Below are 25,804 nucleotides of genomic sequence, written 5' to 3'. Positions count from 1 at the left end.
GATTGTTAGAAACAATGGGCGGGCACCGCCCGACCCGACGCGGAGGGGCCGCCATGGACCTCGACCCGACCCCCGCCCAACGCGCGTTCCGCGACGAGGTGCGCGCCTGGCTGCACCGCAACGTCCCGGACCGCCCGCTGCCGCCCATGGACGGCGCCGAGGGCTTCGAGGCCCACCGCTCCTGGGAGCGCGCCCTGGGGCGGGCCCGCCTGTCGGCCGTCACCTGGCCGGCCCGGTACGGCGGCCGCGGCGCCGGCCTCGTCGAAGGGCTGATCCTCGACGAGGAGTACCACGCCGCCGGCGCCCCCGAGCGCGTCGCGCAGAACGGCATCGCCCTGCTCGGGCCGACCCTCCTGGCGCACGGCACCCCCGAGCAGTGCGCCCGCGTGCTGCCGGCGATGGCCTCCGGCGAGGTGATCTGGGCCCAGGCCTGGTCCGAACCGGGCGCAGGCAGCGACCTGGCCGCGATCCGCTCCCGGGCCGAACGCGCCGAGGACCCCGAGCGCGGCCCGGGCTGGCGGCTGTGGGGGCAGAAGACCTGGAGCTCACGGGCGGCCTTCGCCGACCGCGGCTTCGGCCTCTTCCGCACCGCCCCCGACCGCCACCGCGGCCTGACCTACCTGATGTTCGCCCTGGACGCGCCCGGGCTGACCCGGCGCCCGATCCGCCGCCTGGACGGCCGTCCCGTCTTCGCCGAGCTGTTCTTCGACGGCGTGTTCGTCCCCGACGCCGACGTCATCGGCGCCCCCGGCCAGGGGTGGCGCATCGCCATGGGCACCGCCGCAGGCGAACGCGGCACCGGCCTGCGCGGGCCCGGGCGCTTCTGCGCCTCGGCCCGCCGCCTGGACCGGCTGCGCCGCGAACGGGAGGCGCCCGCCCACGGCGCGGCCGGCGACCGGGTCGCCCGCGCGTGGATCGGCGCCCAGGCCTACCGCCTGCACGCCTACGCCTCGGCCTGCGCCCCCGAAGCACCGTCGGCTGGCGAGGCGAGCATGAACAAGCTCTTCTGGTCCGCCCTCGACACCGACCTGCACGAGACCGCCCTGGACCTGCTCGGGCCCGAGGCCGAACTGGACGGGGACTGGATGCACGGCCACGTCTTCGCCCTGGCCGGCCCGGTCTACGCCGGAACGAACGAGATCCAGCGCGACATCGTCGCCGAACGCGTCCTGGGCCTTCCCCGGCCCGGCAGGAGTGAACGCTGATGCACTTCGCCCCCACCCCCGAGCAGGACCTGTTCGCCGACACCCTGGACGCCCTGCTCGGCACCGACGAGCCGGGCGCGGCGGCGCGCGCCTGGGCCCGCGGCGACCGCGGCCCCGGCGAGCGGCAGTGGCGGGGCCTGGCCGAGGCGGGCCTGTTCTCCCTCGCCGTGCCCGAGGAGCACGGCGGCGCGGGGCCGCTGCCGGTCGAGCTCGCCCTGGGCATGATCGAGGCCGGGCGGCACGCGGTGCCCGGTGCCCTGGTCGAGACGGCGGCGGCCGCGCTGCTCCTCGACGACGACGCGCTCCTGGAACGGATCGCCACCGGACGGCTCGCGGTCTCCGTGGCCGTGCCTCCCTGGGCTCCGCACGCCTTGGACGCCGACCGGGCCGGCGCGGTGCTCGTGGTCGCCGACGGGCGGCCGCACACGGCCGACCCCGTCGAACGGCTGGCCTCGCTGGACCCCGCCCGGCGGCTCTGGCGGGTCCGCAGGGGCGCCCCGGTGCCCGCGGGCCCCCTGGCCGGGTGCGCCCTCGACCTGGCGGTCCTGTGCTGCGCCGCGCAGGCGCTGGGCGTCGGTCAGCGCCTGCTGGAGAGCACCGTGGACCACGTGAGGACCCGGCGGCAGTTCGGCCGCCCGATCAGCGACTTCCAGGCCGTGCGCCACCGGCTGGCCGACACCGCGACCGCCCTGCACTTCGCCCGCCCGCTGGTGCTCGGGGCGGCGGCAGCGTTCGACTTCGGCCCTGCCCACGGGAAGCACGGGTCCTCTGCGGCAGACGGCGCGCACGGGGCCACCGGTGTATGCGGGTCGACCGGGACGCACGGTACGACGCGCGCCCGGGACGTCTCCGCCGCGAAGGCCGCCGCCTGCGACGCCGCGCACACCGCCGCCCGGACGGCCCTGCAGCTGCACGGTGCCATCGGCTACACCGACGAACACCCCGCGACCCTGTGGATCCGCAAGGCCCACACCCTCCGCCGCGCCTGGGGCACCCCGACCGCCCACCGCACCCGCGTCCTTGAGGCCCTGGACCGGGCCGACCGGGACCGGGACGAACGCCCCGATGACGGCCCCGGAACCGGCACCGAACGCGGGACAACCGGTTCCGCGACTGTCCAGGCCTCTGACAGCAGAACGCCCCCGACGGAACGCCCCTGAGCGCCGACCACCGGTCGCCGCCCCAGCGCTCCCAGCGGTCCTGGCGCTCCTGAACGGACCGCCCATCGGGAGCGCCCTGGGAACGCGCGCTCAGAAGAACGGGCGCAGCGGGCCGATGATGCGTTCGGTGAGTTTGGCCAGCAGGGGTCTGCGGTTCCAGGCGGTCTCGCTCAGGGGGCGGGCGTTGGCGATGTCGTTGGCGAAGACCTCTTCGAGATGGCCGGCCATGCCGTCGTCGAAGATCTCCACGTTGATCTCGTGGTTGCCCGTCAGGCTCAGCCGGTCGATGTTGGCGGTGCCCACGGTGGACCACCGCCCGTCGATCGTGGCGGTCTTGGCGTGCACCATGGCGCCCTGGAAGCGCCACAGCGTCACCCCGCCCCGCAGCAGCGACGCGTACAGCCCCCGGGAGAGCCAGTCGGCGACCACGTGGTTGGACTCGGCCGGGACCAGCACCCGCACGTCCACCCCGCGCCGGGCGGCGGCCGCCAGGGCGTCCACGATCTCCCGGTCGGGCAGGAAGTAGGCCTGGGTGATGTAGATGTGCTCGCGCGCGCGGTCGATCGCGTCCAGGTACATCCCCCGGATGGGGTAGACGAACAGGTCCGGCTGGTTGCGCTGGGAGCGCACCGCCGGCGTCCACTGCGCCTCGCCGAACGCCGACAGCCGCGGCTGGGCCGCCTTGCGGTACCGGTTCCAGAACTCGCAGAAGGCGTTCTCCAGCTCCCAGACCGCCGGTCCGGCCAGGCGCAGGTGGGTGTCGCGCCACTCGGTGGCATAGGCCGACCCGACGTTGTAGCCGCCCACGAACCCGACCTCGCCGTCGACCGAGAGGATCTTGCGGTGGTCCCGCCCGAGCTTGCGCACGTCCAGCAGCAGCACGCCCGGGTGGACCACGGGGAACCGCAGCACGTTCACCGACGGCGGGAAGCGGAAGAACGAGCGCGGGACGACCAGGTTGGCGAACCCGTCGTAGATGACGTGGACCTCCACGCCGCGCTCGGCGGCGGCGATCAGCTCCCGCTTGAACTGGCGCCCCACCTGGTCGCCCTTGACGATGTAGGACTCGAACAGGATCCGCCTGCGTGCCCCGCGGATCGCGTCCAGCATGTCGGAGAAGAGGTCTTCCCCGTAGGTGTAGGTCGTCACGAGGGTCTCGCCGACCGGCAGCTCCTTGGGAGCGGTCCGGGGGAAGTGCGCCCGCCGCGGCCGCACCCGCTTGCGCCACAGGTCGATGGCGACCAGCCCCAGGACCGCGGCCGCCTGGGCCGCGAACAGCCCTGCGATCAGGCGTCTGACCACGGTGATGACCGTCGTTCTTCGTACCATTGCGTCAGTCTCCGGTCCGCGGACCGCCCGACCGGCGTCGGACGGTCACCAACGCTACCGTCCGCACCCCCTCGGCGCCGCGCACCGCGACACGACCGTGTCCCCTCCGCGGCGGCGGAGGGGACACGGTCCGGGGCCGCGCCTCAGCGGCGCTCGCGCACGGCGGCGATGATCTCCTGCGCCGCCTCCTCCAGCGGCACGCCGTTCTTCTGGGAGCCGTCCCGGTAGCGGAACGACACCGCGCCCTTGCCGATGTCCTCGTCGCCGGCCAGCAGCATGAAGGGCACCTTCTGCTTCTGGGCGTTGCGGATCTTCTTCTGCATCCGGTCGTCGCCGGAGTCGACGTCGAACCGGATCCCCTCGCCGCGCAGCCGCTCGGCGAACCGCTCCAGGTAGGGCACGTGCTCGTCGGCGATCGGGATGCCCACCGCCTGCACCGGGGCCAGCCAGGCCGGGAACGCGCCGGCGTAGTGCTCCAGCAGTACCGCGAAGAACCGCTCGATCGAGCCGAACAGGGCGCGGTGGATGACCACCGGCCGCTGCCGGCTTCCGTCGGCGGCGGTGTACTGCAGGTCGAAGCGCTCGGGCATGTTGAAGTCGACCTGGAGGGTGGACATCTGCCAGGTGCGGCCGATGGCGTCGCGCGCCTGCACCGAGATCTTCGGGCCGTAGAAGGCGGCCCCGCCCGGGTCCATGACCAGGTCCAGCCCCTGCTTCTCGGCGGCCTGGCGGAGCGCCTCGGTGGACTCCTCCCACACCTCGTCGCCGCCGACGTACTTCTCCGGGTCCTTGGTGGACAGCTCCAGGTAGAAGTCGTCCAGCCCGTAGTCGCGCAGGAGGTCCAGCACGAAGGTCAGCAGCGAGTCGAGCTCGCCGGCCATCTGCTCCTTGGTGCAGTAGATGTGCGAGTCGTCCTGGGTGAAGCCGCGCGCCCGGGTCAGGCCGTGCACCACGCCCGACTTCTCGTACCGGTAGACGGTCCCGAACTCGAACAGCCGCAGGGGCAGCTCCCGGTAGGAGCGCCCGCGCGCGTCGAAGATCAGGTGGTGCATCGGGCAGTTCATCGGCTTGAGGTAGTAGTCCACCCCGTCGTCGAGCTGCATGGGCGGGTACATGCCGTCGGCGTACCAGTCCAGGTGGCCCGAGGTCTCGAACAGCTGGGCCTTGGTGGCGTGCGGGGTGTTGACGAACTCATAGCCCGCCTCCTCGTGCCTGCGGCGCGAGTAGTCCTCCATCTCCTTGCGGACGACACCGCCCTTGGGGTGGAAGACCGCCAGCCCCGACCCGATCTGGTCGGGGAAGGAGAACAGGTCCAGCTCGGCGCCGAGCTTGCGGTGGTCCCGCTTCTCGGCCTCCTCCAGGAAGGTCAGGTAGGCCTTGAGGGCGTCCTTGGACTCCCAGGCGGTGCCGTAGATCCGCTGGAGCTGGGGGTTGGTCTCCTTGCCGCGCCAGTAGGCGGCCGCGGAGCGCATCAGCTTGAACGCCGGGATCGCCTTGGTGGTGGGCAGGTGCGGGCCCCGGCACAGGTCCTTCCAGCACAGCTCGCCGGTGCGGGGGTGCACGTTGTCGTAGATGGTCAGGCCGCCCTCGCCGACCTCGACCCCGGCCCCCTCGGCGGCCTCGTCCGCGCCGCTCTTGAGGCCGATGAGCTCCAGCTTGTAGGGCTCGGTGGCCAGCTCGGCGCGCGCGGCGTCGTCGGAGACCTCGCGGCGGTCGAAGCGCTGGCCCTGCTTGACGATCTCCTGCATCTTCTTCTCAAGACGCTTCAGGTCGTCGGGGGTGAAGGGCTCGGCGACGTCGAAGTCGTAGTAGAAGCCGTTCTCCACGGGCGGGCCGATGCCCAGCCTGGCCTCGGGGAACAGCTCCTGGACGGCCTGGGCGAGCACGTGCGCGGCGGAGTGGCGCAGGATCGCGCGCCCGTCCTCGGAGGAGACCTCCACGGGCTCGACCGCGTCCTGCTCGGACAGCTCCCAGGCGAGGTCGCGCAGCTCGCCGTTGACGCGCGCGGCGATCACGGTCCGGCCGTCCGCCTCCAACGCCTGGCCGGCCGTCGTCCCCGCCGCCACCGAACGCTCGGTTCCGGCGAGGGTGATACGCAGCTCAGGCACGGCGGACACAGTGGCTCCTCAAATCGCTTGCCGGATCGTGGTCGGGAGGGGCCCACGGCGCACCCGGGACCGGCCCCGGGGCGCACGCCGCCTCCCACGCCCGATGCTATCGGTTGGCCGGGCCGGGACCGGCCGTCCGGAGCCGATCGACGCGCGGTAACCGGGCCGGTCGCACGGGTATGCAACGGGCGGGGACCGGAACCGGACACCGGCGGACACTCGGCAGGACGGGGGCACAGGGTGCGCATCGTGATCGTCGGAGCGGGCATCGCCGGGCTGACGCTGGCGCTGGCGCTGCACCGCTCGGGCCGGCGCTGCGTGGTGCTGGAGCAGTCCCGCCACTTCACGCCGGTCGGCGCCGGGGTGCAGCTGGCGCCCAACGCCACGCGCCTGCTGCTGCGGCTAGGGCTGGGCGAGGCGCTGGCCGCGGCCTCGGTGCGCCCGGCCCGCCGCGAGGTGCTGGAGGGCGCCGACGGCCGGCTGCTGCACGCCTTGACGCTCGGCGAGGAGGCGGAGAAGCGCTACGGCGCGCCCTTCTACACGCTGCTCCGCTCCGACCTGCACGCGATCCTGCTCGATGCGGTGCCGCGCGGCACCGTGCGCCCCGAGCACTACGTCACCGACATCCTGGAGAACAGCGACGAGGTGGCGCTGCTGTGCGCGGACGGCCGCCGGGTGCACGGGGACGCGGCGATCGGCGCCGACGGGGTGCACTCCTCGATGCGGGCGCTGCTGCGGCCCGAGCACCAGCGCCCCTCCGGGCAGAGCGTGTACCGCGGGCTGGCGCCCGGGAGCGCGCTGCCCGCGGCGGTGGCCGACCCCGGGGTGCGGGTGTGGGTGGGGCCGGACCGCTCCTTCACCCGCTACCCGGTGGCCGGGGGGCGGCAGGTCAGCTTCAACGCGCTGGTGCCCGCGGGCGAGCCGGGCGCCGAGTCCTGGACCGCGGGAGGGCGTGTGGAGGTGCTGGCCCGGGCCTTCCGCGGCTGGGTCCCGGAGGTGCTGGAGACCCTGGGCGCCGCCGAGTGGGTCGGGGCCTGGGGGCTGCAGGACCGCGCGCCCGTCCCGGCCTGGACCAGCGGCCGGGTGGCGCTGGCGGGCGACGCCGCGCACCCGATGCTGCCCTTCTTCGCCCAGGGCGCCGACCAGGCGGTGGAGGACGCGGTGGTGCTGGCGCGGTGCCTGTCCGGGGCCACGGCGCTGACCGCGGGGCCGGCGCTGTCGGCGTACGCGCGCGCCCGCCGCCCGCGCACCGACCGCATCCACGCCCTGGGGCGCGGCGCCATGGAGGTGCTGGCGCAGGAGGGCGGGGTGCCCGACGCGCGGCCCGGGCTGCTGGCCGACGTGGAGCTGGAGAACGCGGACTGGGTGTACGGGCACGACGCGGGGGCCGGGGCGCCCCTCCCCTGAGGAGCCGCGACAGAGGCGGGGGGTGGCGGAGCGATGGCCGGTCGGGGCGGAAGGGAGGGGCCCAGACACGCCGATTCGCGGCCGCGTCGTCGCCGGTCAGCGGGCGGTTCTCGCAGTCGGTCCGATTCCCGGGCTTGATCAGGCCGATATCCTCTGCGCATGCCCAAGACCCCACTGGCCGGCCTTGAAGATCAGCCGGATCCGTCGGGATCGCGCCCCTCGCCCGCCCGAACGCGCCACTGGCGCCGCCTGAGGGCACGCCTGCGCGTCTGGCGGATGCGCATGCACGCCCACCCGGTGCTCCATCTGACCTGGCGTTCGGTGGTCGCCGTCGTCGGCTCCTCCGTGCTGATCGCCGGGATCATCATGTGCGTCGCCCCGGGTCCGGGGATCGGCGGCATCCTCATGGGCCTGGTGATCCTCTCGACCGAGTTCTCCTGGGCCAGAGGCCTGCTGCGCCGGGCACGGGTGTGGGCACGGCGCGGCAGGGACAAGGCGATCGAGGCCGATCAGAAGCGCCGCGCGAAGCGCGCGCTGCGCAAGAAGGCCCGCCGCTCCTGAGGGGCGGTAGGCCGGGGGCCCTGTACGCGCCTCAGGGCGTCCCGCACGGGGCGACACGCCCGGCGCGCACCCGATGCTTTCGGCACGCCCGCCGACGCGGCTCCCCTCCTGGGCGCGGAGCGGAGAAGACGCGGGCGGGAACGGCGCGCGCCCCTGCATCGCGGCTCGGGGATGCCGCTCCGGGATTCGGGCCGCATCTTTCCGGCCGCCGCCCGCCCTCAATGGCCCGCGCCCCGCCCCACGCGTCCCAGTGGGGCCGTTGCGCACCTCGCTCGCTCCGAGGCCGAACCGTTCGCCTCCAACGCTGCTCTGAACGCGCGGAAGGAACCGTCGACGGGCACGCACGCGGCGGCCGCCGTCCGGCTCCGGCGCGGGCCGGACCGGGGCGGCACCGGGACGCGGCGCCCGGCGGGAAGGCCGAAACCTCAAAGAAAAAGGCCGACTCCGTGTGAACGGAGCCGACCCTGATCCCAGGTGGGCGATACTGGACTCGAACCAGTGACCTCGTCGGTGTGAACGACGCGCTCTAGCCAACTGAGCTAATCGCCCTGGTGTCTCCCGCCTGTCCGGCGGGGCGAACAATGAAAACTCTAGCGCATCCGACAGGGTGCTCGTGCAACCCGCGCCCCCCCAGGAGGGCGGTTCGGGGTGTGATCGAGGTCTCATCGCTGGTGCCGCCCGGCCGTTCATGGGCACGCAAAACGTGAAACCCCTTCGGTAAAGGGGATGTGAACGGCCGGTGGCGAGGAGGGCCGCCGCGCCCCTCCGAGCACGTGACGCGGCACACAGATCATCCGGAAATTCCTGGTTTCCGCAGCTCATTACAGTGACGGAGGATCGGCGAGGCTCCGCTTGGGCACCTCTTGGCGATCCGATGGCAAAAAGTCCCGCGGTTACGCGTCATACATCGCGGACGGCCGCGTTGGAGCGGGTGAGACGGCACTACGGACCCGCGCTCCGCGGGGCCGGACGAGAAAAGGTTTGGCGAACATGAACAGTAGCGGCACCACCGCCAGCGCCGAGCTGGGCCTGCGGCTCGTGGTCCCCGACCGCACCTCGGTCCCCCTGGTCGCACGGCTGGACTACACCGCCGACGACCCCTACGCGATCAAGGTGGCCTTCCACACCGGCGAGGACGAGCCGGTCGAGTGGATCTTCGCCCGCGAACTGCTGACGGTCGGCATCGTGCGCCCCGTCGGCGAGGGCGACGTCCAGGTGTGGCCCTCCAAGGGCGGCGACGAGCGCACCGTCAACATCGCGCTCTCCTCGCCCTTCGGCCAGGCGCAGTTCGACGCCCCGGTGGCCCCCCTCGCCGAGTTCCTCCACCGCACCTACGAGATCGTCCCGGCGGGTGAAGAGGGCGGCCACATCGACCTCGACGACGAGATCGAGCGCCACCTGTACTCCTGACGTCCGGCCCGCGCCCGCCGCCCCGGGGCCTACGGGAGCGGTTCCGGGCCAGTGCGGGCGCGCCCGGACGCGGGTACGCCACACATGCCGTGGGTGGTTTACCCACCGCGTTGCGTAACAAACCGACATCGGGACGATATATCCGCCCGAATACGGACGAGTGCCGCGGACCCCGGGGTCCGCGGCACTCGTGTTCCGTCAGGGCCCCGCCTCAGGGGTCCGTGTCCGCCGCGGAGCGCTCCGCGAAGACCTCCGCCGCCTTGCGGGTGACCGGACCGGGGGCGGCGGGCAGGTCCCGCCCGTCGATGGCGCTGATCGCCTGCACATCGCGGCCCGTGGAGGTCAGGAAGGCCTCCGAGGCGCGGGCCAGGTCGGCCATGGGGACGTCGGCCTCCTCTCCCCCGGCCCACTCCAGCACCAGTTCACGGGTGATGCCCGCGAGGGGGCCGGCCGACAGCGGCGGGGTGACCAGGCGCCCGTCCAGGACCACGAAGATGTTGCTCCCGGTCCCCTCGCACAGGTCGCCCTGGGTGTTGGCGAACACGGCCTCGCTCGCGCCCCGGTCGTGGGCGTACTTCAGCGCCAGGACGTTGTCGGCGTAGGAGGTCGTCTTCAGCCCCGCCAGGGCGCCCCGCTCGTTGCGCGGCCAGGGCACCGTCTGGACCGGCACGGTCGACGGGATCGGCGGGAAGGGGCCGGTCCCCACGATGTAGGTCGGCTCGCCGCCGCCCCGCTCCGACCCCAGCGGCGCCGGCCCGCCGGTCATGGTGATCCTGATGCGCGAGGGGTCGGTGTCGGGGTTGGCCTCCACGGCGCGGCCCACCCCCTCGGCCAGCAGCTCCAGGTCGGGCTCGGGCAGCCCCAGACCGGCGGCCGACCGGGCGAGCCGCCGCAGGTGCCGCGAGAGCGCGAAGGGTCGGCCCGCCACCCCCTTCACGGTCTCGAAGACCCCGTCCCCGACGGTGATCCCGTGGTCGAGCGCGGGGATCCGGGCCTCCCCCTCGTCCAGGACCTCTCCGCGGCCGAACCCCGCGCCCGCGATCCACACCCGCATGGCCTCCACCCCCACAGTCGCTGCATCCTTACCGGCCGATCCTGCCACGCGGCCGGCCCGCGTGCGGGGGATCGGGACGGGATCGGGTACGGCCGCCGCGGCGGGCACGCAAGCCCCGTGTCCGGCATTGGCCGGACCCTCGGCACGGAAGGGGCCCGTGAGTACCGTGACCGCTGGGTAACCGGGGTCTCCGGCGCCTCCCGCACCACGGCGCACCACCCCGGCACGGCGGCGGAAACCGGCCCCACGGGTTACGAATGGCTATCATCTGGGCAACGCTTATGGGGATCCCCACCCACGGGCGCCGCCCGGTGGGCCTGGACGGTCGGCCCACGAACCCACCCCACGACAGAGCTTGAGAGTTATGACCACACGGAGCACCGCCCCTGGCGAACTGAGCTGGCTTCTGGACGACCTGCTCACACGCGCTCAAGGAACCCGGCATGCCATCGTCCTGTCCACCGACGGCCTCCTGATGGCCTCTTCGAGCGGGCTGGACCGTTCCGCGGCCGAGCACCTGTCGGCCATCGCCTCAGGACTGCACAGCCTCGCCGGCGGCGCGGCCCGGCAGTTCCAGGCGGGAGACATCCGGCAGAGCATCATCGAGATGGACGGGGCCTTCCTGTTCGTCGCCGCCGCCGGGGAGGGGGCCTGCATGGCGCTGCTGTCGGACACCGACAGCGACGTGGGGCTGATCGCCTACGAGATGAACAAGGTGATCGAGCGGGTGGGCCAGTACCTGTCGGCCCCGCCGCGCCCGGACATGCCCGGCACGCCCGCACGCGCGGAGAGGTAGACCCCTCCCCGCCGCTCCGGGCGCGCCCGCGCACACCCGCGCGAGCGCGCCCACCCGCAAGGGCAGCACGGGCAGGCGGGGCGAGGGGCGCACCCCGCCCGGAGAGCCCTCACCGCCCCCTCCCCACCCCCGCGCGACCGGGGCCCGACCGGCACGCGCCGATTCCGATTTCGCACTGGCGCCGAGTATCCGCTAGAGTTCAGGACATCGCAGAGAGGCGACCGGCCGGGACACCGGCCCGGAGCACTCCCTCCGATGCGGACGTGGCTCAGCTGGTAGAGCATCACCTTGCCAAGGTGAGGGTCGCGGGTTCGAATCCCGTCGTCCGCTCTGGACCGCCCTGGCGGTCCGCAACAAGAGAAGGTGCACGGAGTTCCGCTCACGTGACACGCGGACGTGGCTCAGCTGGTAGAGCATCACCTTGCCAAGGTGAGGGTCGCGGGTTCGAATCCCGTCGTCCGCTCGGAGAAGCCGTATGGGGCACTCGACAGGCCGCACGGCTCATGGCGGAGTGGCCGAGTGGCTTAGGCAAGGGACTGCAAATCCCTGTACACGGGTTCGATTCCCGTCTCCGCCTCTAGACGTACCGATCCACTCGGGCGGTTAGCTCAGTTGGTTAGAGCGCTACCTTGACACGGTAGAGGTCACAGGTTCGAATCCTGTATCGCCCACCAGCATTCCCGCAGGCCGGGACCGTACAACGGTCCCGGCCTGCGGTCGTTTCACCCGTCGGTGGAGACGCCGAGGAGACGATCTTCCTCCGGCACCGTCACGAGGCCCTTCTTGTATCCCGGGCACGGTAGTACCCGTCCGCCGTCCCCGATGCCGCCGCGGCAACTCACTCTGATCACGTCCGGCCGGCGGAGCGTAGGGCGTCGCTGCGCGCGTCAGAGCGTCGCAAGGCGGAGCACTGGAGCAGCCGCCATGAGAGGCATAGGCTCGTATGTGCGGCGGTGCACCGGGATGGTGTCCGGCGCGACGGATACGGGATCGCACGGTGGGCGATCACGCACCACGATCGAACGGGGTGACGCGCCATGACCGCTGAGCAGACGATCCGGGTGTTCCTGGTGGACGACCACGACATCGTACGCCGCGGAGTCGGGGCGATGATCGAGAAGGAGTCCGACATGGAGGTCGTGGGCGAGGCCGCCGACGCTTCCGGGGCGCTCGCGCGCATCCCCGCGGTCGAACCCGACGTGGCCCTGCTCGACGTGCGCCTACCGGACGGCAGCGGCGTGGAGGTCTGCCGCGATCTGCGCTCACGGATGCCCGGCCTCGCCTGCCTCATGCTCACGTCCTACGCCGATGACGACGCCCTCTACCAGTCGGTGATGGCGGGTGCCTCCGGGTACGTGCTCAAGCAGATCCACGGCGGCGACCTGCTCGGCGCCATCCGCACCGTTGCCGCGGGCGAGTCCCTCCTCGACCCCCGCAGTACGGCGCGGATCCTGCGCCGCATGCGCGAGGAGGCGGAGCGGGAGGACCCGCTGGCCGCGTTGTCGGACAAGGAGCGGAGCATCTTCGAGCTGATCGGTGAGGGGCTGACCAACCGACAGATCGGCGAGCGCGTCTTCCTGTCCGAGAAGACCGTCAAGAACTACGTCTCCAGCATCCTGTCCAAACTGCAGATGGAGCGCCGGACCCAGGCGGCGGTGTACGCCGCCCAGCTCAAGTCCGAGGAGTCGCGCGGCGGCGGAACCTACTGAGCGCCCCCTCCGAGAGCGGCGTTCCGAAGTCCCTCCGGAGCGGTCGCAAGGTCCCGACACCCTCCCCCGTTCGCCGCTGCCCCCGTCCCCTGCCGCCTCACTAGCGTTGATACCGACAGCTCCGGTGAACCGAGTGAGGCAGTGATGAGCAAGCGACCCGATGCGCCGGTACTCGCGGCGGTCGACGGTACCGAGGCGAGCCTGCGCGCTCTGGACTGGGCGGCCGATGAAGCCCTGATGCGCGGGCGGCGACTGCGCATCGTCTACGCCTTCGACTGGCCGCTTTACCACAGAGTGCCCGCGGGCCTCCCCGGCTTCTCGTTCGACGAGCTGGGACGCGGCGTGGTCGAGGAGGCCGCGCGGCGGGCGGCGGAGCGCAGCGCCGACCTGGACGTGGAGACCGCCTACAAGGTGGGCGATGCCGCTCCGATCCTGCTCCTGGAGGCGGCCGAGGCCGAACTCGCCGTCGTCGGCTCGCGCGGGCAGGGCCGGCTCGGCGCGGTGATGCTGGGGTCGACCGGCATGGAGCTGGCGGCGGCCGGCCGCTGCCCGGTGGTGGTGGTCCCCGACCGCGCTCCCAAGCCGCCGGTGCAGCGCATCGTCGTGGGCCTCGACGGGTCCGCCTCCGCGCGTGCCGCCGCGGACTGGGCGTTCTCCGCCGCGGCCGCACGCGGGGCGGTGCTCCGCGCGGTCATCGCCCACCGCGCAGTCGCCCAGAACATCCTGGGCTCGCCGGGAGCCTCGGTCCATGAGGCCGNTGGCGGCCGCCGCTGCAGAGGCCCGCCGACTGCTCTCGGAGTCGCTCGCCGGGCTCCGCGAGCACTACCCGCAGGTCGAGGTGGAGGAATCGGCGATCCCGGGGCACCCGGCACAGGTCCTCGCCGATACCTCGGCCGGCGCCGACCTGCTGGTGGTGGGGAGCCGCGGACGCGGCGGCTTCACGGGCATGCTGTTGGGCTCGGTGAGCCAGTCGGCCCTCGTGCACAGCACGGTCCCGGTCGCGGTGGTCCACACTGCCCCTTCCGACACCGACACCCGCTGACCTGCCGCACGGAACACGGAACACGAGGAGCAGACCATGCCATGGACCATCGCCGACGTCATGACGACCGAGGTCGCCTCGGTCAGCGAGGAAACGGGGTACCGCGAGATCGTACAGACCCTCCTGGAGCGGAACGTCAGCGCCCTTCCGGTCGTCGGTGCCAGCGGCCGCATCCTCGGTGTGGTGTCCGAGCAGGACCTCCTGCACAAGGAGGAGTTCAAGGACACCGAACGCGGTTCCGACTACCGGCCGCCCCTGCGGGCCCGGCTCCGTTCCCGGCTCACGGGAATCGGTGTGCTGGTCGAGCGCTCCGATGAGAAGGCCGCCGCCACCACGGCGGCCCGGCTGATGAGCAGCCCGGCGATCACGACCACGCCGGACTCCCCCGTGGTGGAGGCCGCCCGGCTCATGGAGCGGCACGGGGTCAAGCGCCTGCCCGTGGTGGACGGCGAGGACCGGCCGGTCGGCATGGTCGCGCGCCGGGACCTGCTGCGGGTGTTCCTCCAGGACGACGCGACCGTCGCCGAGGCGGTGAAGGAGGAGATCGGCTTCCTCACCCGCACGGTCAGGGGATCCGACCTCTCCTTCTCGGTGGCGGACGGAACCGTCACGGTGACCGGCAGCGTCCACCACCGCAGCACGGCGCACACCTTGGCCCGGCTGCTCCACCGGATCGAGGGCGTCGTCGCAGTGGAGGACAAGGTCGCTTGGGAGGTCGATGACCTCATGCCCCCTTACTCCGGACTGTGAGGACGGGAGCGGCGGGAACCCGGCCACGCTCCAGGTGGCAGGGCTCCCGCCACTCTGTGCGCCCGTCGGTACCGATCCCCTCTCCGAGCCGCCGGGCTCACCCCCGTTCGGCTTCCTGGCCTTGAGCACGAACCGGAGCCGACCGCCTCTGTGCTCGTGCCGCCATCCGGCCCTCGGCGGGTGCTTTCAGCGGTCTGGTGCAGGACGTCGCCCGCTGAGGTCTTCACGTAGGTAGGGAAAGGCGCTCTCCGACCGGGGGGAGGGTCCGTTGAAGCGTTCAGTGTCGCCCTCGGCCCGGAATCGGGCCGCCGACGGCTCCCCCTGCCGATCTCGCCTCTCTGAGGTGAGCGTCCTGACGCCTGCGACGCAGGACCGCCCTTCGTCCTCCGCCCCGGACTCCCCGCCTCGATCACGGCGCCTACGGACGGTGCGGCGCCGACCGCCCGCGCCGAGCGCCGGGCCTCCTGCTGCCAAGGTAGAATCCCAGGTGCGGTCAAGGGTCGGCGCGGCGGTCGGCGCCTGTGGACTCGGAGGTGAGCGGTGTCCGACGACGATGCCCGGTCCTCGGGCACGCAGATGCTGATCCCGCAGATGCAGCTCGACCAACTGCTCGCCGAGTTGCAGAACCGCCTCAGCGCCGTGATGGTGACCCGCGATCGGGTGCACTCACTGCTCAACGCGGTCGTCATGATCGGCACCGGCCTTGATCTGGAAACGCTGCTGACACGCATCGTCGAGGCCTCCATGGACCTGGTCGATGCGCGCTACGGCGCGCTGGGCGTGATCGGGGGCGACGGCGAGCTCGAACGGTTCATCCCGGTCGGCCTGGACGACGAGGCGATCGAGGGCATCGACCACTGGCCCCAGGGGCGCGGCCTCCTCGGGCTGCTCGTCAAGGATCCGCGTCCGCTCCGGCTGCGGGACATCACCGACCACCCCGAGTCCCACGGCTTCCCTCGGGGCCACCCCCCGATGCGCGGCTTCCTCGGGGTGCCGGTGCGCGTGCGCGACACGGTGTTCGGCAACCTCTACCTCACTGAGAAGGCCGGCGGCGCCGAGTTCGACGAGGACGACGAGGCGATCATGGTCGCCCTGGCCACGGCCGCAGGTGTGGCCATCGAGAACGCCCGCCTCTACGAGGAGTCGCGCCGTCGCGAGCACTGGCTGAGCACGTCGGACGAGATCACCACCCGGCTGCTGACCGGGGACGGGCTGGACACGGTGCTGGAGCTGCTCGCCGCGCGGGTCCGCCCCCTCACCGACGCCGACCTGGCCGCCGTCGCCGTACCGGAGCCGGGGGGTGAGAGGCTGACCGTACTGGCTTCCGACGGGCCGAGGGCGGCGGAGGTCCGGGGACGTACGGCCCCGGTACACGGAACGACGGTCGGGCGGGCCTTCCGCGGCGACGCGCCCATCGTCATCGACGTCTCCTGGGAGGACGGTGAGTCCGCACCGCTCCTGGACGGACTGGGGCTGGGGCCGGCTCTCCTGGCCCCGATCGGTGCGGGTGACAGCGCCCGCGGTGTCCTGGTGCTGGGTCGCGGCGCGAGCAGCGCCCCGTTCCCACCCGCGACCGCGCAGGTGCTGCACACCTTCCTCGGCCACGCGGCGCTCGCCCTCGAACTGGCCGAGGCGCGCAGCCACGCCGAGCGGTTGAGCATCCTGGAGGACCGCGACCGCATCGCCCGGGACCTGCACGACGTCATCATCCAGCGGATGTTCGCGATCGCGATGTCGCTCATGGGCTGTGTCGACCGGATCACCGATGCGGCGCCCGCCGGCCGGGTGCGCCAGGCCGTGGACGACTTGGACGACACCATCCGGCAGACGCGCTCGACCATCTTCGCTCTGCAGCACATGGGCGAGGGGCGGCGATGGCTGCGCACCCGGATCCTGGAAGCGGTCGGCGCCGCCTCCGAGCCCCTCGGGTTCTCGGCCGACCTACGCCTGGACGGCCCCATCGACAGCGCGGTCCCCGACGACGTGGGCGAGGACGTCCTGGCCGTACTCGGCGAGGCCCTTTCGAACGTCGCCCGCCACGCCGAGGCCTCCCGGGCCGAGGTCCGCGTCCACGTCGACGAAGGGGTGACCGTGGAGGTACAGGACGACGGTATAGGCCTCCCGGAGGACGGCCGCCGCAGCGGACTGCGCAATCTCGCCGACCGCGCCGCCCGATACGGCGGGACGTTCACGGCCGAGCGGCGCCCGGAGGGCGGAACACGGACGGTGTGGCGCGTCCCCATCGACGAGGACAGCTTGGGCTAGAACGGCCCGGCCGCCCATGTGCGTGCGGCCCGGCCGGTGGGCGGACCGTCGATGCCGACGGCGCTGAAGCGGAGGGGGACGGTCCTGGGGCCGGTCGGAGCTTCAGGCAGGGGACCGGGACCGCCGTTGCCGGACGTCATGCTCATGCTCGGGATTCTCCATGGCCGTAGGCGTTCGGACGTGTGGTTCCGGGGCGCCGGGCCTGTGGGGAACTCCGGGCCCGACACACCGCCGCGCAGGAATGCTCCCGCTCCGGAGGGGCCCGGCCCCGCTCCGGTCGGCACGAACGGGGGGACGGGAAACCGGGCCGAGACGGTCAGGTGCGGGGAGTCGTGGAGCGTGCCCCGCTGAAGGCCCGCCCGGTGTAGAGGGCCACCGCCAGCGCCGAGCATGCCAGCAGGACGAACCCGGTGGTGTAGGCGCCGGTCACCTCGAGAACGGCGCCCATCACCATGGGCGGGAAGTATCCGCCGAGGCCTCCGGCGGCTCCGACCATGCCCGTGACCGTCCCCACCCGCGTCGGCTCCACGAGTCGGGCGACGAGCGCGAAGACGCCCCCGGTGCCCAGCCCGAGGGCGAAGGCCATGAGCACGAAGACGGTTCCGGCCGGGATCTCCGGGGGAGGTTGGAACGCCAGTGCCACGGCCATGGCCGCCGTCCCGAAGAAGGAGATCCGGCATACCTGCACAGGCCCGATCCGGTCCGACAGCACTCCGCCCAGGGGGCGGGCGATGATAGCGGTGAACGAGAAGCCCGCCGTGCGCAGTCCTGCCTCGGTCTGGGCGAAGTCGTAGGCCGTGTGCAGCAGCGTGGGCAGGTAGGTGGAGAACGCGACGAAGCCGCCGAAGGCGATCGCGTACAGCAGCATGTTCTGCCACGTCGCCTTGATGCCGAGCGCGTCCCTCATCCGCGGCAGCACAGGCGCCGTGCTGGGCCGCCAATCGGGCGGGTTCTCAGCGAAGAGGAGCATGACGAGCCCCATGGCGGCCAGGGCCCCGGCGATCAGGACGTGCGTCGCCGCTATCCCGAAGAGTTCGGCGAAGTAGGGGGTCAGGAAGGCCGACAGGGCGGTGCCGCCCATGCCGGCGCCGAAGACGCCGGTGGCGAAGCCGCGCCGTTCGGGCGGGTGCCACGCTCCAACGAAGGGGATGCCCACGGCGAAGGAGGTCCCGGCGACGCCCAGGAGGAATCCGAGCACCAGCAGAGCGGTGAAGGAGTCGCCGAAGAAGCCGAGGAGTAGCACGGGGACGATCGAGATGAAGCAGATCGCCGCCATCATCAGCCGCCCGCCGTAGCGGTCGGTCAGGGCGCCGACGGGGATGCGCCCCAGCGAGCCGACCAGTACGGGGAAGGCGATCAGCACCGAGGTCTGGGTGGGCGTCAGCCCCAGGCGCTCACTGTAGGTCGGGGCCAACGGCCCGACCAGGTTCCAGGCCCAGAACAGCAGCGTGAACGCGGCTGTGGCCAGGGCGAGGTTCACACCGGCTGCCCGCCCTCGGGGGGCGGACCGGGCCGTCTCGGTGTTCACGGTCGCCTACCTCCAGGTGGTTCGTCGTCGGGCACGGCCGCGGAGCGGCCGGGGCGTCGCGGCGTGCCCCCGGGCCCCGGGGCGGCACAGCGGGGCAGAAGGGGAAGCGCGGCCGCGGTCATCGGCGGTACCGCTCGCCCACGCGGTCCCACCCGCGGCGCCGCGCACCGCCGCCGAGCCGGTCCTCACGGCTGCGGTAGACGATGTAGGGCCGCCACAGGTAGCCGACGGGGGCGCTGAACACATGCACCAGCCGGGTGAACGGCCACAGTGCGAACAGTAGGAATGCCGCCAGCCCGTGGGCCTGGAAGGTCAGGGGAGCCTGGGCCATCAGCTCGGGGTGCGGGTCGAAGCGGAAGATCCCGCGGAACCACACGGAGACCCCTTCGCGGTAGTCGTAGTGCCCGATGATGTTGCCGGCCACGGTGTTGGACAGTCCGAGCAGGATCACCACCGCCAGCACGAGGTACATGAACTTGTCCATACGGGTGGTGGCGCTGAAGACCGGGCCGACGGTACGGCGGCGGTAGATGAGGATCGCCATTCCCACCACCGTGCAGAAGCCGGCCACCGCACCGATGCCGACCGCCGTGAAGTGGTACAGCGCTTGGGAGACGCCGATGGCCTCTGTCCAGCGCTTGGGGATGCCCAGCCCCATGACGTGGCCGAGGAACACGGCGAGGATGCCGAAATGGAACAGCGGGCTGCCCCACCGCAGCAGGCGGCTCTCGTACAACTGGGAGGACAGGGTGGTCCATCCGAACTTGTCGTAGCGGTAGCGCCAGAAGTGGCCCACGGCGAACACGGCCAGGCAGGCGTAGGGGACGACGACCCAGAGCACGAGGTCGGGCGTGGTGGTCATGAGCGCGCTTTCAGGTAGTCCGGTGGTGCGAAGGGTTCGAGGCCGACCTCCTCGCCGGGCGGTCCTTCGGCAGCCAGACGGGCGACCGCGTCGCGCAGGCGCCCGGTCAGCGGCGGCAGCGTCGCGCTCACGGCCGACAGCGCCCCCGCATAGGGGGATTCGGCGTCGGTCAGGGCCAGGTGCAGCAGTTCCAGCCCGGCCCGGTGCTGGACGAGCAGCCGCCCGCCGGCGTCGGGGTCGGCGGTGGCGGCGAACTCCAGCAGGACGCACAGGTGGTCGGGCAGCTCCTCGGTGTCGGTGTCGAACCCCGAGGCGCGGTAGGCGTGGGTGAAGCCCAGCAGCGCGGTGCCGCGCTTGCGGGTGTCGCCGTAGGAGTAGTAGGTCAGGTACAGGCAGCAGCGACGGCGCAGATCGAACGTCGCGACGTACTCTTCGGCCAGGGATCGCCGGGGTGTGCGTTCCAGGTGGTCCAGGACCCCGCCGAGGTGGCCGCGCACGGGTTCGGGCAGCGCCTCCGCCGCGGTGCGCAGCCGTGGAAGCTCCTCGGCGAGCCGCTCGTCGGGGTAGTCCAGCACAAGGGCGGCGATCCGGTGGGTCAGCGCGCGGTCGCGCTCACTGATCGCCTGTCGGCGCAGGGCACGCGCGATACGGCTCATGGCTTGGGGTCCGTTCCACCGTCGGGACCGGTGCCGTCCCTGCGTTCCGGAGCCCCGCGCGCGTCGCCGGGCCCGGGCGGGAACAGTCCTTCCGGGCGGCCCTTGCCGTCCCAGTTGAGCAGGTTCACGCGTTTGTCCTTGTCCGTCGGCTCGGCGAGGGTGTCGGTCGTCTGGCGCTGCTTGAGCGCGTGGAAGTTCTCCACCGCGACGGACGCCGTGCCGCCGGAGCCCTCGCCGAAGGGGCCCCACCCGCCCATCCCGGGGCCGCCCTCGTAGTCCAGGCTGCACTCGGTGGCGAGTTCTTCCAGGCCGTGGGCCTGCTCGGCGTGGGCGGGCGGGATGACGTAGCGCTCCTCGTATCTGGCCAGGGCCAGCAGCCGGTACATGTCGTAGACCTGCTCGCCCTCCATGCCGACGGCGGCGGGGATGGAATCGTCGGGGTCCCGGCCGAGGTTGATGTCGCGCATGTAGGAGCGCATCGCGGCCAGACGCTTGAGCACGGCGGCCACCCGGGCGGTGTCACCGGCGGTGAACAGTTCGGCGAGGTACTCCACGGGGATGCGCAGGTGCTCGATGGCCGCGAAGAGGTTGCCGCGGTCCTCGCCGTCCTCGCCGGTGCCGGAGACGACGTCGACGACCGGCGACAGCGGCGGGATATACCAGACCATGGGCAGGGTGCGGTACTCCGGGTGCAGCGGGAGCGCCACCTCGTAGCGGTTGATCAGCGACCAGACGGGCGAGCGCTGCGCGGCCTGGATCCAGTCGCGGGGGATGCCGGCGCCTTCGGCCTCGCGCACGACCCCGGGATCGTGGGGGTCGAGCAGGACGCGGCGCTGGGCGTCGACCAGGTCGTGTTCGTCCTCGACCGAGGCCGCCTCGAGGACCGCGTCGGCGTCGTAGAGGACCAGGCCGATGTAGCGCAGCCGCCCCACGCAGGTCTCGGCGCACACGGTGGGCAGTCCGACCTCGACGCGGGGGAAGCAGAAGGTGCACTTCTCGGCTTTGCCGGTGCGGTGGTTGAAGTAGATCTTCTTGTAGGGGCAGCCCGTGACGCACTTGCGCCAGCCGCGGCAGGCGTCCTGGTCGACCAGGACGATGCCGTCCTCGCTGCGCTTGTAGATCGCCCCGGACGGGCAGGAGGCGGCGCACGAGGGGTTGAGGCAGTGCTCGCAGATCCGGGGGAGGTAGAACATGAAGGTCTGCTCGAACTCGAGCTTGACCTTGTCCGAGACCTTCTGCAGTACGGGGTCCGAGGGAGCGAGCTCGGGGCCTCCGGCGAGGTCGTCGTCCCAGTTGGCGCTCCAGGAGATCGCCATGGCCTCGCCCGTGATCAGCGATTTGGGGCGGGCCACCGGGGTGTGCTCCTGCAGGGGCGCGTTGGTGAGGGTCTCGTAGTCGTAGGTCCAGGGTTCGTAGTAGTCCTGGATCGAGGGCATCTTGGGGCTGGAGAAGATCGTCGCCAGGTTCTTCAGCCGTCCCCCGGCCTTGAGCGTGATCCGTCCCCGCTTGTCCAGCTTCCAGCCGCCGCGCCAGCGCTCCTGGTCCTCGTAGGTGCGCGGGTAGCCCTGTCCGGGGCGGGTCTCGACGTTGTTGAACCAGGCGTACTCCATGCCGCTGCGGTTGGTCCACGTCTGCTTGCAGGTGACCGAGCAGGTGTGGCAGCCGATGCACTTGTCCAGGTTCATCACCATCGCCATCTGGGCCATGACGCGCATCAGTACTGCACCTCCTGGGAGCGCCGGCGGATGACCGTCACCTCGTCGCGCTGGTTTCCGGTGGGGCCGAGGTAGTTGAAGGCGAACGAGAGCTGGGCGTATCCGCCGATGAGGTGGCTGGGTTTGATCAGAAGCCGGGTGACGGAGTTGTGGATACCGCCGCGCCTGCCCGAGGTCTCCGACCGCGGGACGTCGATCAGCCGGTCCTGGGCGTGGTACATGTACACGGTCCCCTCCGGCATCCGGTGGGAGACGACCGCGCGGGCCACGACCACCCCGTTGCGGTTGACGGCCTCGATCCACTCGTTGTCGGACACCCCGACCTTGGCGGCGTCGACGGGGCTCATCCAGATCGTCGGTCCGCCGCGGGACAGGCTCAGCATCAGCAGGTTGTCCTGGTACTCCGAATGGATCGACCACTTGCTGTGGGGCGTGAGGTAACGCACCGTGACCCCGAGTTCGCCGGTGTCCCCGATCGCGGGCTCGCCGAACAGGGCGTTCATGTTCAGTGGGGGCCGGTAGACCGGGAGGTTCTCACCGATCTCGGTCATCCAGTCGTGGTCGAGGAAGAAGTGCTGGCGACCGGTGAGGGTGTGCCAGGGCTTCTCGCGCTCGACGTTGACGGTGAACGGGGAGTACCGCCGTCCGCCGGCCTCGCTTCCCGACCACTCCGGTGAGGTGATGACGGGGACGGGCGCGGCCTGGACGTCGGCGAAGGTGATCTGCTTGCCCTCGTGCTCGGCGGCGAGGTCGGCCATCGGCGTTCCGGTGCGCTCTTCCAAGGTGCGGAACCCTTGGGTGGCCAGACGGCCGTTGGTGGTGCCGGACAGCGCGAGGATCGCTTCGCACATGTGGACGTCGCGGTCCAGGGCGGGGCGACCGTCGGCCGGGCCGCCGCGCACGGTCCCGTTCTTGCGGGCGAGGTGGTCCACTTCCCGGACGACGTCGAAGGTCACCCCCTTGGTGGTCGCCCCGAGCCGGTCCAGCAGGGGCCCGAGCGCCCTCATCTTGGCCGCGACCGCGGGGTAGTCCCGCTCGACCTCCACCAGTCCGGGCATGGTGGAGCCCGGGACCGGGTCGCACTCCCCCTTTTTCCAATCGCGGACCCGCCCGTGCGGGGTGGCCAGCTCGTCGGGGGTGTCGTGGGCGAGGGGCGCGGCGACGACGTCGGTGCACACGCCCAGGTGGTCCGCGGCCAGGCGGCTGAAGGCGTCGGCGAGGCCGGCGAAGGCGTCGAAGTCGGTGCGCGTCTGCCAGGGCGGGGCGATGGCGGGGTTGAACGGGTGGATGAAGGGGTGCATGTCGGTGGTGTTGAGGTCGTGCTTCTCGTACCAGGTCGCCGCCGGGAGGACGATGTCGGAGAACACGGTGGTGCTGGTCATCCGGAAGTCCAGCGACAGCAGCAGGTCGAGCTTGCCGCTCGGCGCCTCCTCGTGCCAGACGACGTCCGCCGGGCGCGCTTCGGGCGGAGCCTCGGCCGCGCGCACCGAGGCGTCGGTGCCCAGCAGGTGCTTGAGGAAGTACTCATTGCCCTTGGCCGAGCTGCCCAGGAGGTTGGCGCGCCAGACGGTCAGCACGCGGGGGAAGTTCTCTGGTGCGTCAGGATCCTCGCAGGCGAACCGGAGGCGGCCGGCCTTGAGTTCGCGGGGCACGTACTCCGCCACCGGCAGGCCGGCCTCTTCGGCATCGTCGGCGATCCGCAGTGGGTTGCGGTCGAACGTGGGGTGGGAGGGCATCCACCCCATGCGGGCGGACTGGGCGATGACGTCGGCGGTGGATTTGCCCGCAAGGGCGCCCTCACCGGTGGCGGAGGCCAGAGTGTCGGCGCCGAACGCGTCGTAGCGGAACTGGTCGGTGTGCAGGTACCAGTAGGCGGTCTGCACCATCTGGCGCGGCGGGCGGGACCAGTCGAGCGCCGCGGCGAGCTGGGTGTAGCCGGTGACGGGGCGCACCTTCTCCTGGCCCACATAGTGGGCCCAGCCGCCGCCGTTGACCCCCTGGCAGCCGGTCAGCGTCGTCAGGGCCAGGAAGGACCGGTAGATGGTGTCGGAGTGGAACCAGTGGTTGGTGCCGGCCCCCATGATGATCATGGAGCGGCCTCGCGACTCCTCGGCGTTGGCGGCGAACTCGCGGCCGATGCGCTCCGCCTTGTCCGCCGGGACACCGGTGTGGGCCTCCTGCCAGGCAGGGGTGCAGGGCCCGGTGGCGTCGCCGTATCCGCTCGGCCACAGGCCCGGCAGTCCGGAACGCCCCACCCCGTACTGCGCGAGCAACAGGTCGAAGACCGTCGTGACCAGGTGCCCGCCGACCTCGCGCACTGGGACGCCGCGGCGGATCGTCTCGGCGCCGTCGCCGTCGAAGCGGGGCAGGTCGAGAAGGGCCGTCTCACAGTCGCCGGTGTAAAGGCTGAGCAGCGGTTCGCTGCCGCCGAGCCGGAGATTCCACCTGCCCCTGCCCTCGTCGCCGTAGCGGAAGCCGAGGGAGCCCTGGGGCACCACGGGCTCACCGGTGAGCCCGTCGATCAGCACCGTCTTGAACGCCGCGTTGTCGCCGCCGACCGTCTCTCCGCCGACCGTATCGCCGAGGTCGGCGGCGGTGAGGAACTTGCCGGGGCGGTAGGCGCCGGCGGAGTCCTCCGGAGGGTCGAGCCGGACCAGGAACGGCAGGTCGGTGTAGCGCTTGACGTAGTCGTCGAAGTAGGGGGTGGTCCGGTCGACGAAGAACTCCTTGAGCACCACATGGCCCATCGCCATGGCCAGGGCGCCGTCGGTGCCGGGCTGGGCCGGCAGCCATTCGTCGGCGAACTTGGTGCTGTCGGCGTAGTCGGGGGACACGGCCACGACCTTCTGGCCCCGGTAGCGGGCCTCGGCCATCCAGTGCGCGTCGGGGGTCCGGGTGACCGGGACGTTGGATCCCCACATGATCAGGTAGCCCGCGTCCCACCAGTCTCCCGACTCCGGAACGTCGGTCTGGTCGCCGAACACCTGGGGTGAGGCCACGGGCAGGTCGGCATACCAGTCGTAGAACGACAGCATCGCCCCGCCGATCAGCGAGTAGAACCGGGAGCCGGCCGCCTGGGAGACCATCGACATCGCCGGAATCGGAGAGAAGCCGGCGGTCCGGTCGGGACCGAACTCCCTGATGGTGTGCACGTGGGCGGCGGCGGCCATCTCCAGGGCCTCGTCCCAGGTGGCGCGCACCAGTCCGCCCTTGCCGCGGGCCGCCTTGTAGCGGCGGGAGCGCTCAGGGTCGGAGACGATGTCGGCCCAGGCGAGCACGGGGTCGCCGGTGCGCTCCCGCGCCTCCCGGTACATCTGGAGCAGGACCCCGCGCACGTAGGGGTAGCGCACCCTGGTCGGCGAGTAGGTGTACCAGGAGAACGCGGCGCCCCGGGGACAGCCGCGCGGCTCGTACTCGGGCCGGTCGGGGCCCACGGAGGGGTAGTCGGTCTGCTGGCCCTCCCAGGTGATGATGCCGTCCCTGACGTAGACCTTCCACGAGCAGGAGCCGGTGCAGTTCACCCCGTGGGTGGAGCGCACCACCTTGTCGTGGCTCCAACGGTCCCGGTAGAAGGCGTCCGCGTCGCGGCCCCCGGAGAGATGGACCGTGCGCAGGTCCGCCGAGACCTGGCGCGGGCGGAGGAACCTCCGTGTCCGCAGAAGCGCATCGGTGATCGGATCTTCCAGGCCCGCATCGGTCCCGTCCGCGGTTCCGCCGCGGCCTGCCGACCGTTTCGCCATGGGAAACTCTCCTTCATCGCCGCCCGGGGGTCAGTGCCCGGCTCCCGCGGCACCGGGGCCCATGGGGACCGCTGCGGTGCCGGTCGAACGTGCCTGAGCGCGCTGCGGGCAGGTCCCGGACACCCGCTCCGCCGACCTCCACAAACTCTCAGTTCACGACATAGCACCAAAGGACCGATTCGTCGGCGTCGATGGGACGAAGGTCCCAGCGCCGACCGGTGCGGCCCGAGCGACGGAGGGATGAGCACCCGGCGCACACGCCGCCCGGCGTCCGGGAAGCGCCTGACGGACCCACCTGGCCGATCACCGCCGACGGGTCGCACGGCGGCCGCGGGTCGTGCCCGTTGACCAGGACAGGGGCCCCGTCGCCCACGAGGGACCGCGGGCCGGACGCAGGTCTCATCAGCCGGCGGGAACGAGTCCTCGTCGGCTGATGGCCTGAAGGCACTGGGGTGCGGGCCTTCCGGCCCGGGCGGGCCTGGAGGGGCGTGTCCGGCGCGGCGAGGA

Annotated in this window: 18 protein-coding genes, 5 tRNA genes and 1 pseudogene; 14 read left to right on the top strand and 10 right to left on the bottom strand. The window is 72.1% G+C overall.

The genetic code is table 11. The features are described 5' to 3' along the window. The first annotated feature begins 53 nt into the window (after positions 1-53). Positions 54-1,205: an acyl-CoA dehydrogenase family protein gene (locus D450_RS0123465; protein ID WP_017541067.1), complete on the top strand. Its 1,152-nt coding sequence runs from the start codon at positions 54-56 to the stop codon at positions 1,203-1,205. Beyond that, entirely contained in the window at positions 1,205-2,365 is a 1,161-nt protein-coding gene (locus D450_RS0123460; protein ID WP_017541066.1) for an acyl-CoA dehydrogenase family protein, read from the top strand. Before D450_RS0123465 ends, D450_RS0123460 begins: the two co-directional genes overlap by 1 nt. A 90-nt stretch (positions 2,366-2,455) precedes the next feature. On the opposite strand, the gene D450_RS0123455 is transcribed toward D450_RS0123460, so the two are convergent. Then, positions 2,456-3,694: a phospholipase D-like domain-containing protein gene (locus D450_RS0123455; protein ID WP_017541065.1), complete on the bottom strand. Its 1,239-nt coding sequence runs from the start codon at positions 3,692-3,694 to the stop codon at positions 2,456-2,458. A 143-nt stretch (positions 3,695-3,837) separates the two neighbouring features. After that, on the bottom strand, positions 3,838-5,811 hold the full coding sequence (thrS, locus tag D450_RS0123450; RefSeq protein ID WP_017541064.1) for a threonine--tRNA ligase: 1,974 nt from the start codon (positions 5,809-5,811) through the stop codon (positions 3,838-3,840). Between the two features lie 240 nt (positions 5,812-6,051). Here thrS and D450_RS0123445 point away from each other — a divergent pair, with 240 nt between their 5' ends. Continuing rightward, positions 6,052-7,209, top strand: coding sequence for an FAD-dependent monooxygenase (locus D450_RS0123445; protein WP_241483260.1), 1,158 nt, complete (start codon positions 6,052-6,054; stop codon positions 7,207-7,209). Between the two features lie 159 nt (positions 7,210-7,368). Then, complete coding sequence (locus tag D450_RS0123440; protein WP_338037997.1) at positions 7,369-7,770, top strand: PGPGW domain-containing protein; 402 nt, start codon at positions 7,369-7,371, stop codon at positions 7,768-7,770. A 475-nt stretch (positions 7,771-8,245) separates the two neighbouring features. Here the strand turns inward: D450_RS0123440 and D450_RS0123435 are convergent. Then, positions 8,246-8,319, bottom strand: a tRNA-Val gene (locus tag D450_RS0123435). 441 nt (positions 8,320-8,760) lie between these two features. Here D450_RS0123435 and D450_RS0123430 point away from each other — a divergent pair. After that, complete coding sequence (locus D450_RS0123430; protein WP_017541061.1) at positions 8,761-9,180, top strand: SsgA family sporulation/cell division regulator; 420 nt, start codon at positions 8,761-8,763, stop codon at positions 9,178-9,180. A 211-nt stretch (positions 9,181-9,391) separates the two neighbouring features. Here the strand turns inward: D450_RS0123430 and D450_RS0123425 are convergent, their stop codons facing one another. Next, the gene (locus tag D450_RS0123425; protein WP_026128735.1) at positions 9,392-10,234 is read right to left on the bottom strand and encodes an aminotransferase class IV; all 843 of its coding nucleotides are present in this window, start codon (positions 10,232-10,234) and stop codon (positions 9,392-9,394) included. Between the two features lie 364 nt (positions 10,235-10,598). Here D450_RS0123425 and D450_RS0123420 point away from each other — a divergent pair, with 364 nt between their 5' ends. From D450_RS0123420 to D450_RS0123375, 9 genes and pseudogenes are all read left to right on the top strand, one after another. Next, the gene (locus D450_RS0123420) at positions 10,599-11,030 is read left to right on the top strand and encodes a roadblock/LC7 domain-containing protein (protein WP_017541059.1); all 432 of its coding nucleotides are present in this window, start codon (positions 10,599-10,601) and stop codon (positions 11,028-11,030) included. Between the two features lie 257 nt (positions 11,031-11,287). After that, positions 11,288-11,360: transfer RNA gene (locus tag D450_RS0123415), tRNA-Gly, on the top strand. A 60-nt stretch (positions 11,361-11,420) separates the two neighbouring features. Continuing rightward, positions 11,421-11,493, top strand: a tRNA-Gly gene (locus tag D450_RS0123410). A gap of 42 nt (positions 11,494-11,535) precedes the next feature. Then, positions 11,536-11,607 (top strand) — tRNA-Cys (locus D450_RS0123405). 20 nt (positions 11,608-11,627) lie between these two features. Further along, positions 11,628-11,704: transfer RNA gene (locus tag D450_RS0123400), tRNA-Val, on the top strand. Between the two features lie 363 nt (positions 11,705-12,067). Further along, on the top strand, positions 12,068-12,739 hold the full coding sequence (locus D450_RS0123395; RefSeq protein WP_017541058.1) for a response regulator transcription factor: 672 nt from the start codon (positions 12,068-12,070) through the stop codon (positions 12,737-12,739). Positions 12,740-12,883: 144 nt separating this feature from the next. Then, positions 12,884-13,781, top strand: a pseudogene (locus D450_RS31090) (universal stress protein). A gap of 36 nt (positions 13,782-13,817) precedes the next feature. Continuing rightward, on the top strand, positions 13,818-14,531 hold the full coding sequence (locus D450_RS0123380) for a CBS domain-containing protein (RefSeq protein WP_017541055.1): 714 nt from the start codon (positions 13,818-13,820) through the stop codon (positions 14,529-14,531). 540 nt (positions 14,532-15,071) lie between these two features. Continuing rightward, the gene (locus D450_RS0123375; RefSeq protein ID WP_017541054.1) at positions 15,072-16,796 is read left to right on the top strand and encodes a sensor histidine kinase; all 1,725 of its coding nucleotides are present in this window, start codon (positions 15,072-15,074) and stop codon (positions 16,794-16,796) included. Here D450_RS0123375 and D450_RS33765 read toward each other — a convergent pair. From D450_RS33765 to D450_RS0123350, 6 genes are all read right to left on the bottom strand, one after another. Further along, positions 16,793-16,942: a hypothetical protein gene (locus D450_RS33765; RefSeq protein WP_161631159.1), complete on the bottom strand. Its 150-nt coding sequence runs from the start codon at positions 16,940-16,942 to the stop codon at positions 16,793-16,795. The two genes, D450_RS0123375 and D450_RS33765, sit on opposite strands and share 4 nt — an antisense overlap. 170 nt (positions 16,943-17,112) lie before the next feature. Beyond that, entirely contained in the window at positions 17,113-18,324 is a 1,212-nt protein-coding gene (locus D450_RS0123370) for a nitrate/nitrite transporter (protein WP_026128734.1), read from the bottom strand. A gap of 118 nt (positions 18,325-18,442) precedes the next feature. Continuing rightward, a complete protein-coding gene (gene narI, locus D450_RS0123365) occupies positions 18,443-19,186 on the bottom strand; it encodes a respiratory nitrate reductase subunit gamma (protein ID WP_017541052.1) in 744 nt (247 codons plus the stop codon). Further along, positions 19,183-19,842, bottom strand: a complete 660-nt coding sequence (gene narJ / locus D450_RS0123360; RefSeq protein ID WP_017541051.1) for a nitrate reductase molybdenum cofactor assembly chaperone — start codon at positions 19,840-19,842, stop codon at positions 19,183-19,185. Before narJ ends, narI begins: the two co-directional genes overlap by 4 nt. Next, the gene (gene narH, locus D450_RS0123355) at positions 19,839-21,557 is read right to left on the bottom strand and encodes a nitrate reductase subunit beta (protein ID WP_017541050.1); all 1,719 of its coding nucleotides are present in this window, start codon (positions 21,555-21,557) and stop codon (positions 19,839-19,841) included. Before narH ends, narJ begins: the two co-directional genes overlap by 4 nt. After that, complete coding sequence (locus tag D450_RS0123350) at positions 21,557-25,297, bottom strand: nitrate reductase subunit alpha (RefSeq protein WP_017541049.1); 3,741 nt, start codon at positions 25,295-25,297, stop codon at positions 21,557-21,559. Before D450_RS0123350 ends, narH begins: the two co-directional genes overlap by 1 nt. Between the last annotated feature and the right edge of the window lie 507 nt (positions 25,298-25,804).

It is taken from the genome of Nocardiopsis halophila DSM 44494 (assembly GCF_000341245.1).
Lineage (GTDB): Bacteria > Actinomycetota > Actinomycetes > Streptosporangiales > Streptosporangiaceae > Nocardiopsis_A > Nocardiopsis_A halophila.
This window is presented reverse-complemented; position numbering and strand designations above follow the sequence as displayed.

Bases quoted from the DNA above. Each gene is read 5' to 3' on its own strand.
- D450_RS0123465 (WP_017541067.1), top strand. From the start codon at position 54: ATGGACCTCGACCCGACCCCCGCCCAACGCGCGTTCCGCGACGAGGTG.
- D450_RS0123460 (WP_017541066.1), top strand. From the start codon at position 1,205: ATGCACTTCGCCCCCACCCCCGAGCAGGACCTGTTCGCCGACACCCTG.
- D450_RS0123455 (WP_017541065.1), bottom strand. From the start codon at position 3,694: ATGGTACGAAGAACGACGGTCATCACCGTGGTCAGACGCCTGATCGCA.
- D450_RS0123440 (WP_338037997.1), top strand. From the start codon at position 7,369: ATGCCCAAGACCCCACTGGCCGGCCTTGAAGATCAGCCGGATCCGTCG.
- D450_RS0123430 (WP_017541061.1), top strand. From the start codon at position 8,761: ATGAACAGTAGCGGCACCACCGCCAGCGCCGAGCTGGGCCTGCGGCTC.
- D450_RS0123425 (WP_026128735.1), bottom strand. From the start codon at position 10,234: ATGCGGGTGTGGATCGCGGGCGCGGGGTTCGGCCGCGGAGAGGTCCTG.
- D450_RS0123420 (WP_017541059.1), top strand. From the start codon at position 10,599: ATGACCACACGGAGCACCGCCCCTGGCGAACTGAGCTGGCTTCTGGAC.
- D450_RS0123395 (WP_017541058.1), top strand. From the start codon at position 12,068: ATGACCGCTGAGCAGACGATCCGGGTGTTCCTGGTGGACGACCACGAC.
- D450_RS0123380 (WP_017541055.1), top strand. From the start codon at position 13,818: ATGCCATGGACCATCGCCGACGTCATGACGACCGAGGTCGCCTCGGTC.
- D450_RS33765 (WP_161631159.1), bottom strand. From the start codon at position 16,942: ATGAGCATGACGTCCGGCAACGGCGGTCCCGGTCCCCTGCCTGAAGCT.
- narI (WP_017541052.1), bottom strand. From the start codon at position 19,186: ATGACCACCACGCCCGACCTCGTGCTCTGGGTCGTCGTCCCCTACGCC.
- narJ (WP_017541051.1), bottom strand. From the start codon at position 19,842: ATGAGCCGTATCGCGCGTGCCCTGCGCCGACAGGCGATCAGTGAGCGC.
- narH (WP_017541050.1), bottom strand. From the start codon at position 21,557: ATGCGCGTCATGGCCCAGATGGCGATGGTGATGAACCTGGACAAGTGC.
- D450_RS0123350 (WP_017541049.1), bottom strand. From the start codon at position 25,297: ATGGCGAAACGGTCGGCAGGCCGCGGCGGAACCGCGGACGGGACCGAT.